9 protein-coding genes and 1 pseudogene are annotated in these 10,927 nt (G+C 34.1%); 9 read left to right on the top strand and 1 reads right to left on the bottom strand.

The window, feature by feature from the left end; all coding sequences use genetic code 11:
* Positions 1–21: 21 nt before the first annotated feature.
* Positions 22–918, bottom strand: a complete 897-nt coding sequence (locus COD92_RS31135) for an AraC family transcriptional regulator (protein WP_176541282.1) — start codon at positions 916–918, stop codon at positions 22–24.
* Positions 919–1,331: 413 nt separating this feature from the next.
* Between COD92_RS31135 and COD92_RS31130 the strand changes: the two genes are divergently transcribed.
* The 9 genes and pseudogenes from COD92_RS31130 to COD92_RS31085 all read left to right on the top strand — a co-directional run bounded on the left by COD92_RS31130 (position 1,332) and on the right by COD92_RS31085 (position 10,522).
* On the top strand, positions 1,332–2,855 hold the full coding sequence (locus tag COD92_RS31130) for a sugar ABC transporter ATP-binding protein (RefSeq protein ID WP_369689384.1): 1,524 nt from the start codon (positions 1,332–1,334) through the stop codon (positions 2,853–2,855).
* Positions 2,852–3,859 (top strand): ABC transporter permease, encoded by a 1,008-nt coding sequence (locus COD92_RS31125; RefSeq protein ID WP_176541283.1) that lies wholly within the window; start codon positions 2,852–2,854, stop codon positions 3,857–3,859. Before COD92_RS31130 ends, COD92_RS31125 begins: the two co-directional genes overlap by 4 nt.
* A gap of 22 nt (positions 3,860–3,881) precedes the next feature.
* Positions 3,882–4,832: a substrate-binding domain-containing protein gene (locus COD92_RS31120; RefSeq protein ID WP_176541284.1), complete on the top strand. Its 951-nt coding sequence runs from the start codon at positions 3,882–3,884 to the stop codon at positions 4,830–4,832.
* Positions 4,833–4,849: 17 nt separating this feature from the next.
* Entirely contained in the window at positions 4,850–5,767 is a 918-nt protein-coding gene (locus COD92_RS31115) for a phytanoyl-CoA dioxygenase family protein (RefSeq protein WP_098531556.1), read from the top strand.
* A gap of 755 nt (positions 5,768–6,522) precedes the next feature.
* Positions 6,523–6,708, top strand: a pseudogene (locus COD92_RS31110) (hypothetical protein); the annotation flags it as partial.
* A 795-nt stretch (positions 6,709–7,503) separates the two neighbouring features.
* The gene (locus COD92_RS31105) at positions 7,504–8,427 is read left to right on the top strand and encodes a phytanoyl-CoA dioxygenase family protein (protein WP_098531558.1); all 924 of its coding nucleotides are present in this window, start codon (positions 7,504–7,506) and stop codon (positions 8,425–8,427) included.
* Between the two features lie 435 nt (positions 8,428–8,862).
* Entirely contained in the window at positions 8,863–9,006 is a 144-nt protein-coding gene (yhfH, locus tag COD92_RS31095; protein WP_483295682.1) for a protein YhfH, read from the top strand.
* Positions 9,007–9,098: 92 nt separating this feature from the next.
* Complete coding sequence (yhfH, locus tag COD92_RS31090; RefSeq protein WP_098531561.1) at positions 9,099–9,227, top strand: protein YhfH; 129 nt, start codon at positions 9,099–9,101, stop codon at positions 9,225–9,227.
* A gap of 41 nt (positions 9,228–9,268) precedes the next feature.
* The gene (locus tag COD92_RS31085) at positions 9,269–10,522 is read left to right on the top strand and encodes an MFS transporter (RefSeq protein WP_218011297.1); all 1,254 of its coding nucleotides are present in this window, start codon (positions 9,269–9,271) and stop codon (positions 10,520–10,522) included.
* The last annotated feature ends 405 nt before the right edge of the window (positions 10,523–10,927 follow it).

The raw sequence follows: 10,927 nt of genomic DNA, 5'->3' as shown, positions 1-10,927 counted from the left end.
CTTTATGGGTTACAGTTCAAACTAACTATTATTAGGGTTTTTATGATAAAATAAATTTTTTTTATGGTTTTCTTTGAATTGTTTGGGTGTTTCACCAGTCATTTTTTTAAAAAGTAAAGTAAAGTAATTCGGGTTATCGTACCCCATAATTCTGGCGATTTCTCCTACTTTTAACTCTGTCGATACCAACAGGTTCTTTGCTTCTCCAATTCTACGATTAATTAAGTAATTAATAGGACTGATTTTCATTTGTTCTTTAAATACATGGGATAAGTAATACTTATTAATAAATAGCGCTTCAGCTATATCCTCTAGTTTGATATTTTTCTTATAGTTTTTATCAATAAATTCTTTAATACGATGGGCAATTGAATTGGATTCTTCTGTTTCACTCGTAATATTTTGTAGTTTAAGCACCCTGTGTATTAAAGCAATTGAGGACGTAAGTAAACCCTGACATATAATTTCATATCCAGCAGCTTTAAGAGAGGATTCTTCGAATATCTGTGTAAAAAATGACTTGATTGAGCTAGAATATTCATTTTTTCTTATAATAGGCTCAAGCTCATAAGGTATGATACACAATTCCTTCAATTGATCAATCGCTAAATTAGAGATTCCACAGAAAAAGGTTACTAAGGGATTGGCAGGATTTGAGTATTCTTCATGAATGATCCCCGCATTGTATACAAGAATATCTCCTTCTTTTGCAGTATAACTTTTATTGTTAATAATAAAAGTTCCTTCACCCTCACAAATATAAATAATTTCACTTAAATCATCATGCTTGTGGCTAGGAAAATTCCAATTGGGATTTCCTTCAACCTGTCCCGCATATGCGAGTATCGGGGATTTCTTGAATTTTAAAGGTGTATTCCAATATTCCTTACTTGACCCTGTGTAATTTGTGCTCTCCATAAACATCCCCCTTCAGTTCTTTGTGTCAGGATACTAACAAGTGATAGCAAGATATTATAGTTTTTTTTACAGTAAAACAATATATTTTAGATTTCTTGCACTCTAATTTATTTAATTGATATTCTATATATTTTTAATTTTATATTAAATTGGGTCTTGATGAAATGCTAATTTTATGGAATTTAACAACATTAAATAGTTCTTGTTAAAGAGAAATCCTTCAGTTTAATCAAGAATTGTATTGCTTAAGATAATATTCAAAAACATTATGGAGCAAGATATTATAGTTTTTTTATCAAATCAGCACGATAGTTAATTGTTTAAACACTATGGTAATAGTACTATTCTAAATAATCGGACTAGTGAAAAAACATTAGTTTGATAAAAAATTAAACAAAGGGGTGAGTTGTTAGGTGGAAGATAAGAATGTGTATGCTCTTGAAATGAAAGGTATTTCAAAGTTTTTTCCTGGTGTGAAAGCCCTTGATTCTGTTTCCTTCCATGTAAGTAAGGGGAGCGTCCATGCACTTATGGGAGAGAATGGTGCAGGTAAATCAACACTAATGAAAATCCTTGCTGGTATTTATAAGCATGATGAGGGGGAGATATTTTTAAAAGGAGAAAAGGTCGAATTTAAGAATCCAAGTGATGCTTTAAAATATGGAGTCAGCATGATTCATCAAGAATTAAGCTATATCTCCGAATTGACTGTGGCGGAAAACATCTTTCTTGGTAGAGAACGGAGTTTTGGTAGATATGGGATAATCAACAAGAAGGAACAAAAGGTAAGAACCCTTGAGTTATTTCAACAGTTAAAGATTGACTTAGATCCTAATAAAAAGATGTCGACTCTTTCTGTATCTGATAGGCAAATGGTGGAAATTGTTAAGGCGGTATCTAACAATGCTGATATTATCGTAATGGATGAACCTACTTCGGCAATTACCCAAAGAGAGGTAGAAAAACTATTTGAAATCATAAAAATGTTAACATCCCAAGGAAAGTCTATCATTTATATTTCGCACAAAATGGATGAAATTTTTAGAATAGCAGAGGATATTACAGTTTTAAGGGATGGGTGTCATATCGAAAGTAAGGCAGCAGCTGATTTAAATTATGATATGCTTATTTCCTTAATGGTTGGCAGAGAAATAAAAGAGGTCTATCAGACATCAACACAAAAAAATGAAAACGTATTCTTAGAAGTAAAGAATCTATCAAGAAAAGGAAAATTCGAAAATATATCGTTCGCACTCTATCAGGGAGAAGTACTTGGTATTGCTGGCCTTGTAGGTGCAGGAAGAACGGAAGTGGTAGAAAGTATCTTTGGTGTAATGCCACCTCACACTGGAGAAATCAATATTAATCAAAAAAAGGTATTTCATAAGCGCCCTACACATGCCATTAAAAATGGTCTGGCCTTAGTAACCGAAGACAGGAAACATACTGGTTTGAATTTAACAGGGTCCGTACGAGATAATATTAGTTTAGTTAATTTAAGGAAGTATTCTTTCTTAAAAAATATCATTTCCCGAAAAAGAGAAAACGGCGTAGTGGATGAACAAATCCAATCATTAAGGATAAAAACACCAAGTCGAAACATGTTGGTGAAAAACCTAAGTGGTGGTAATCAGCAAAAAATAGTGATAGCCAAATGGCTTTTAAACAACCCGAATATTTTAATTCTGGACGAACCTACAAGGGGAATTGATATAGGGGCTAAAGCAGAGATATATAAAATTATTAATGAATTTGCAAGTATGGGTAAATCGGTGATTGTTATTTCTTCAGAAATGCCTGAGCTGTTTGGAATTTGTGACCGTATCATTATCATGAGTGAAGGAAAATTAACTGGAGAGTTTACTAGGGATGAATTTGATCAGGAAAAAATCATGGCGTGCTGTTCGGGAATTCGGAAAGGAGAAAAAATCGGATGAACACTCAAAAACAAGAGGTAGCAAAATTAAATTTATTAGATTTAGCTACATCGCGGTCTGTAATGAGAAAGGGAAGTACGGGAAAGCTCCTTACTAAATATGGTATTTATATTGCTTTTGCGATCCTGTTTGTAATCTTATCTATCTCCTCAGAATCATTCTTAACGACCACCAATATTATCAATATACTACGGCAAGTATCGATTATAGGAATAGTGGCGATTGGAATGTCCTTCGTTATTATTACCGGCGGTATTGACCTTTCAGTTGGCTCTATTATGGCATTATCAGCCGTCGTAGCTTCTAGCTTTGCTAAAGCAGACAGTAGTTATTCTCTATTTATTCCTATTATGATAGGGATGACGGTCGGTTTAGCCTGCGGACTAATAAATGGTGTACTCATTGCAAAGTGGAAGGTAGCACCTTTTATCGCTACGTTAGGTATGATGACTGCTGCTAGAGGATTGGCTATGGTTTATACAAATGGCCGGCCGGTTATCGGACTTAACAATTTCTATAACAATATTGGAAGCGGATACATACTAGGCCTTCCAATCCCCGTTATTATCTTTATAGTAATCGTAGCAATTGGAATTTTTCTTTTGAATTTCACCGTATTTGGGAGACACGTTTTTGCGACTGGAGGGAATGAACAGTCTGCTAAACTTTCAGGAATTCGTGTTAATTCCGTAAAGATCGGAGTATATGCAATAGCAGGGCTTTTAGCGGGAGTCGGAGGGATGATTCTATCATCAAGAATTATGTCAGGTTCTCCAGTGCTAGGTCAGGGATATGAACTAGACGCCATTGCAGCTGTAGTAATCGGAGGAACCAGCTTATTTGGAGGAGTAGGCAGCATAGTTGGTACCCTGATTGGGGTGTTAATTATCGGAGTAATGAATAATGGACTTGATTTATTAAATGTTTCCTCTTATTATCAACAAATTTTAAAGGGAACGATTATTGTCATTGCTGTGCTTCTTGATAAAAAAAATCATCAATAAAATAGGAAAAGGAGTGAGTAAATTGAAAAAAGTAAAGATAGTGGCTGTAACATTATTATTAGTCCTTGGCATCCTGAGTGGATGTTCTGGTAAAGCACAAGAAAAAACTAGTGGAACACCGAATGGGAAAATACGCATAGGGGTTATATATCAAAATTTACAAAATGAATATATTGTCGGTTTACAAGACTCTATTAGAAAATACGCTAAAGCCTCGGGAGTTGATTTAATCGAGTCTGATGGAGAAGGGAAAGCAGAAAATCAAATTAATCAAGTAGAGAACCTAATTAACCAGCAAGTAGATGCGATTATCTTAAACCCCGCTGATAAGAATGGGAGTGCGCCAGTGGTTGAACAAGCTGTAGCTGCAAAGATTCCTATCATTACAGTGTTAGCCGTTGTCTCTAATGAGGAGAAAGCTACGGCTCATGTTGGATCCGATGATGTGGAAGCTGGAAAAATAGAAATGAAACATGTGGCAGAACTGTTAAGTGGAAAAGGAACTATTGCAATTATTCATGGGCCAAATGGGAATTCAGCTGAGGTCAACAGAACAGAAGGAAATAAGGAAGTCTTAAAGGATTATCCAAACATTAAGGTAGCTGCAGAGCAAACTGCAAACTGGTCAAGGGAGGAGGCGCTCGCTTTAACAGAAAACTGGTTGCAATCTCAAAAATTAGATGCAATTGTTGCACAAAATGATGAAATGGCATTAGGAGCAATCAAAGCATTAAGTGCAGCAGGTAAATTAAAGAATACAAAAGTCATCGGAATCGATGGTATACCAGATGCCTTTAATTCTATCCAATCAGGAGATCTAACTGCAACTGTATTTCAGGATGTAGATTCACAAGGAAAAATGGCACTAGAAGTGGCCCAAAAAGCGGCTAAGGGAGAAAAAGTTCCTAAGGAAAACATGGTTCCATTCCAATTGGTTAATAAAGATAATCTAGACAAATTTAAAGCTAAATAAATGAGGAGGAATTCAAAATGAAAGAAAAATTGAATAATATCCTTGAAATTGTAACTCCATTAAATGAACGTTTGAATAATGAACCATTGAGAGTATTGAGTGAAGAAGATTGGAAATTTTGGAAGGAAAACGGTTATGTTATTGTTCGTGATGCGATTCCAAAGGATCATATCGAGAGACTTGTGAAGTTAATCTGGGAGTTTGAAGAAAAAGACCCGAATGATCCATCCACTTGGTATATACAACCAGGTAGAGAAATGGCTATGAAGGAACTAATGAACACTGGAATGGTTGAGTTATATAACCATCAGTATTTATGGGATAACCGGATGTATGAAAAGATTTACAATGCTTTTGTTGATATTTGGGGTAATGAAAAATTATGGGTGAGTATTGATCGATGCAATCTAAATCTTCCAATTAAACCTGGCCATGAATATAAAGGATTTATTCATTGGGATGTAGATACATCTTTAGATCCAATTCCAGTGAATGTTCAAGGGGTATTATCACTAGTAGATACGGATATTGATATGGGAGGATTCCAGTGTATACCGGAACTTTACCGAACTTTTAATGAATGGGTGAAAACTCAGCCTGTAGATCGAGATCCACATAAACCGGATACAACTGGCTTTACCCCAACCAAAGTAGTGACAAAAGCAGGAGATTTGCTGATTTTTAATAGTATGCAACCTCACGGTATTCGTCCAAATTACTCTGACAAAGCACGAGTTGCACAATATATATCCATGTTTCCTGCACAAGAAGATAATACAGAATTAAAAGAGGCCAGAATCAAATCTTGGAAAGAAAGAATTAAGCCTGAGGGTTATGCATTCCCTGGAGACCCTCGAAATTGGGAACAAGTGAAATATGATGGAGCGGAACTTACTGAACTAGGTGAAAAACTATTAGGCTTGAAATATTGGTAACCAAGTATTTATAACAAGAAGGGCCACTCAGAATAACTGTTTCAGGTGGCCCCTAAATTATTTATAAAATGAACTTTATAAGGAGGGGATAATGTGACGGATTTATGCATTTGTTGTGGAAGTCAGTTGGCGAAAATGGAAAGAAATAGGTCTATATGCTGGGAATGTGGTGATAAAAGTAATGAAAGTTATGAAGAAGCGCATGAAAATGATTAATGAATAATAATTAATTAAGGCTAGAGATTTACAAGGAGCAAGGATATTCCGAAATAGCTGTATAAATTCATTTTTCCTGATAGGGAGAGACCCAAAGATTTACCAACATTCTTGTACTGTATTAGTTTTTGATTAGCAGAATGGTAGTTTTTGTATTGCTCTCCTGAAGGGAATCCAATCTCTCAAAATGCAGTATCCACGTTAATTTCTGTTTCCAGAGTTGATATTTTTTGTGTATTTATCTATACAAATCAATTCCACAAAAGTGACCTTAAAAGACTGAAGTTCTCCCTAATCTCCCCTGGTCGCCTAATATTCTAAATAAATCTCATTTACTGAAGAGCAATATATTGTATTTTTTTATTTGCTCAGCACGATAGTTAATTGTTTAATCACTTTAGTAATATTACCATTTAATATAATGAGTTTAAGACTAGTAGTTGAATATTGACTCTAATATTTTCTTCCATAATTTTATATTTTAGGAAATTTAAAAGACGGATGGGGGTAAGTATTTTGTTGATTAAGATGACTGAACCTTGTTGATACCACTAAAAGAGCAGTTTGCTAAGTTTGCTTTTCCAAGAGTAGCTGAAGGTGTTGAACTAGTTATAGCTAAATTAGACAATGATGCAGGTGTAATCGGCGGGGCTTGGCTGGTAAAAGAAGCACTAATGAATAAGAGCAAGGGAAATTTAGTTACTGTTTCAGAGTCCACCTGTTAGTATCTTAATCAAAATTCTTGCAAAGAATTTCGACTTTATAAACTGGAGGGGATTTGCTTGAAAACAATGGAAGAAACTCTAGAAAATTTGAAATAAGAATTGCTGCGTATTGGTTCAACAACTCAGAGAGATTATGATTTGTTGAGGAAAAAGGGACAAGTATACAGTACAACTATTTGTCGCAGATTGAAACTAAGTTGGCCTGAAGTAGTCAAACAGGCTGGGTTTTGAGGGTTTTTCAACCCGAAACTATTGACCAGGATATTAAAATAGTCTTAATTATAAAGAAGTTATATATACAGTGCAGATGTTTAAGGGAAGGGCTGACAAAAGGTGTCTAATATTGACCTTTTAGTCAGTCTTTTTTAATGAGAAAGTAATATGGATAGCTACTAAGGTTAATAAAACTTAATCAAACATGTACCACTTTTGTTTAGATCTTATTCTAATAGCAAGAAGTTATAGTTTTATTTATTACTACAGCAATAAAATAGAATATTAAACACATATATAAATTTTTTGGGAATTGTATTTTTTTATATTATCTACCAATGGAAAGCGTTATCTTTAATGGAATTTGGGTGTTTTTTATATGAATCATCTAAAAAAAAGCCGATTTTTAATATATCAAAAAAAAATGAATTATTAATAACAGCAATATAATATACTTTTTCAACGAACTAAGCACGATAGTTAATAGTATTAACACAGTGAAAATTATATATTAAATTTGTAAGATTTATTAAAAAACAAAGCACATAAAACACTTTTAACCCTGATAGGAGGAGTTATAAAATGCAAAAAACTAAAGTAAATAATATCCTTGAGATTGATATTCCATTGAATGAACGCCCTAATAATGAACCTTTAAGAGTATTAACTGAAGAGGAATTTGAATTTTGGAAAGAAAACGGATACGTAGTTGTTCGTAATATTGTCCCTAAAGAATATATCGATAGAACGGTTAACCTTATATGGGAGTTTGAAGAAAAAGTTCCTAATGACCCTTCTACTTGGTACAGGGCACCACTTCGTGAATATCAAATGCCAGAACTTCGTGGAGCTGGAATGGTTGAGTTATATAATCATCAATATTTCTGGGATAACCGTTCTTATCAAAAAGTATACGATGCTTTTGTAGATATCTGGGGAACAGAGAAATTATGGACAAGTATTGATAGATGTAACATGAGCTTCCCAAATAAACCAGGTACTTTTGAATTCGAAGGTTTCATCCACTGGGATGGAGATACATCATTAGATCCGCTTCCAGTTAATGTTCAAGGGATTCTTTTCTTAACAGATACCGATGTGGAAAATGGTGGTTTGAACGTCATTCCTGAGTTATTTAGAGATTTCCCAGAGTGGGTAAAAACTCAACCTGCCGATAGAGATCCTTATCATCCGGATTACACAGGGTATACACCAACACCAGTTACATTGAAAGCAGGGGATTTATTAATTTTCCATGTAATGCAACCACATGGTTTACGAAAAAACGTATCGAATACCCCTAATATTCATCAATATATTTCTATGTTCCCAGCCCAGGAACATAATGAAGAATTAAAACAATGGAGAATTAAACAATGGAGTGAAAGAGTGATCCCAGAAGGAATTGCCTTTCTAGGAGATCCTCGAAACTGGGAGCAAGAAAAATATGCAAGAGCTCAACTTAATGAATTGGGCGATAAGTTGTTGGGTCTTAAAGAGTGGTAAATAATTAATAATTTATTAGAAAGCCAAACCGATTCTGTTAATAAACAGAGTCGGTTTACAAATATATATTTCGGTAGAACACCTTTCTAGATTTTCTTAATTATTAGATATGATAGGGTTTCTTTTAAAACAAAAGGAAAACGCTTTAAAATCGGCGATTGGGTTAGGAAAACTATAGATAAGTGAGGGGATACGCCATGATAACAGTCTGTGAAAACCATATTAAAAAGGGGATAATCTTACTAAATGTACCTCATGTACAGAAATTAACCCATAAATATTGGGAACATACCTGTATCTTTTGCCATGAACCAGCTCACTTTAAATTATTTTATAGCATACCAACAATAGAGATGAATTCAATAAAATTCAAAAATAAAAATACGGTTTCGTATATTTAATATACAAACGTAAAATCATCCAATATAAAAGATAATGGATGAGATTAGCATGTTGATTAAAATGATCGAGTTTTTAAAGAATTTACCAGGAAAAAAATGTAAACAATGTGGAAAGAAAATTGAAGAACAACATGAATCTTATGTCCATGCTTGTGACAAGTGTTCAAAAATCTATTAATCTAAAAACAACAATATTCCGATTATAAAATAGGTTTAAGAAAATTATTCGAACTTCAATCATTAATTTTACAAGATAATGGAGGAATAAACATGTTAATTAAAATGACTGAATTTTTAAAGAATTTACCTAGTAAAAAATGTACACAATGTGGAAAGAAAATTGAAGAACAACATGAATCTTATGTCCATACTTGTAACAATTGTTCAAAAATCTATTAGTCTAAGCTAAACTCTCTAATTGATAAACAGGAGTGAAAAATTTGCAAGTTAAATCATATATAATTCCAAGACTTTCAGCAATGATGTTTTTTCAATACTTTACCCTCGGTACGTGGTTTGCTACTTTGGGTTTTATTCTTAGTAAGCATGGATTATCATCTATAATTGGTACTGCGTACTCAATAGGTGGTATTGCTGCTATTATATCTCCAATTGTCATAGGAATGGTTTCGGATCGATTCTTCCCATCTCAAAAAATGTTAGCTCTGGTTAACATCGTTGGCGGTATCTTATTATGGTTTCTTCCTGAACAAATTTACACAAAAAATGATAACGCTTTTTTATGGATAATGTTTCTATATATGTTATGTTATAATCCAACATATTCTTTAACAAATAATATAAGCTTTTATAATGTTAAAGACACCGTTAAAGCCTTTCCGATTATCCGTGTATGTGGAACCATTGGGTTTATTGTTGCAAGCGCTATAATTGGGATTCTTGGATATTCAGGCAGTCCGGTAGCTCTACAAATTGGTGCAGTTGTGTCTGTTTTACTTGGACTGTACAGTTTTACATTACCAAACACTCCTGCACCTGCTAAAGGAAAACCGTTATCAATAAGAGACATTCTTTGCCTTGATGCACTGCAGTTATTAAAAAATCGTTACTATTTAGTATTTATTGTATGTACGACAGTGCTTTTTCTAGATCATGCTACATATATGTCATTTGCCTCAGTATTCCTTGGTGATGCTGGAGTCAAGGATGTTTCATCTGTTATGTCAATCGGTCAATTTTCTGAAGTCATTTTTATGTTGTTACTTCCATTCTTTTATCGCCGACTGGGATTCAAATGGATGTTTTTAGTGGGAATGATTGCATGGATATTAAGGATGTCTCTTTTTGCTTTTAGTGCACCTGAAGGACTTGTGTCGTTAATGTACATTGGCATCGCCTTACACGGATTATGTTGGGACTTTTTCTTTGTATCAGGATATCTCTATACAGATGAAGTGGCAGATGAAAAAATCAAGGGTCAAGCGCAGGGGTTAATTATAATGTTTACCCAAGGTATCGGTATGTTTGTAGGATCGTATTTTGCGGGAAAACTCTTTAACAATACTGTCACTAAAACTGGAGTCGTTTCTCTTGATCAATGGCAAGCTTTTTGGATGTATCCTGCAATAGTTGCTGCTATCGTTGCTGTTGTCTTCTTTTTCTTCTTCAAGTATAAGGGCCTGTCTTCTTCAAACGATGGGCTTATTAATGAAGATAAGCGTTTAGGAGCTTAACAAAATAATTTAATTGTAGTGAAAGAGGTACTCAAGGAAGTACCTCTTTTTTAAATGTAAACTCTTATCAACTAAAACAGAGAGGGGGAACATATTGATTTGTGACCCTTTAATTGGCCTTATTTATTTTCATATTCAAATTCTCCATGAGAAGTTTAAATGTTGGTAAATCTGTATGACTTTTATAATAATCAGCGCGGAGATATACGGCACTTGCAATTATTGCTCTGCCATCCGGACTTTTCCGTTGTGCTGCAATATACACATTTATCGAAAGAATTGCTATTAATCTGCACGAAAAGTATTCCGCAATGAATCACCATAACGGGCAAATTGAATAAGACGAGCAAGATTAAGCGGTAACTTTTGCGTCATCCTAACCGGTGGCATTTTTTTATTAACAAT

It is taken from the genome of Bacillus sp. AFS037270 (assembly GCF_002585305.1).
This window is presented reverse-complemented; position numbering and strand designations above follow the sequence as displayed.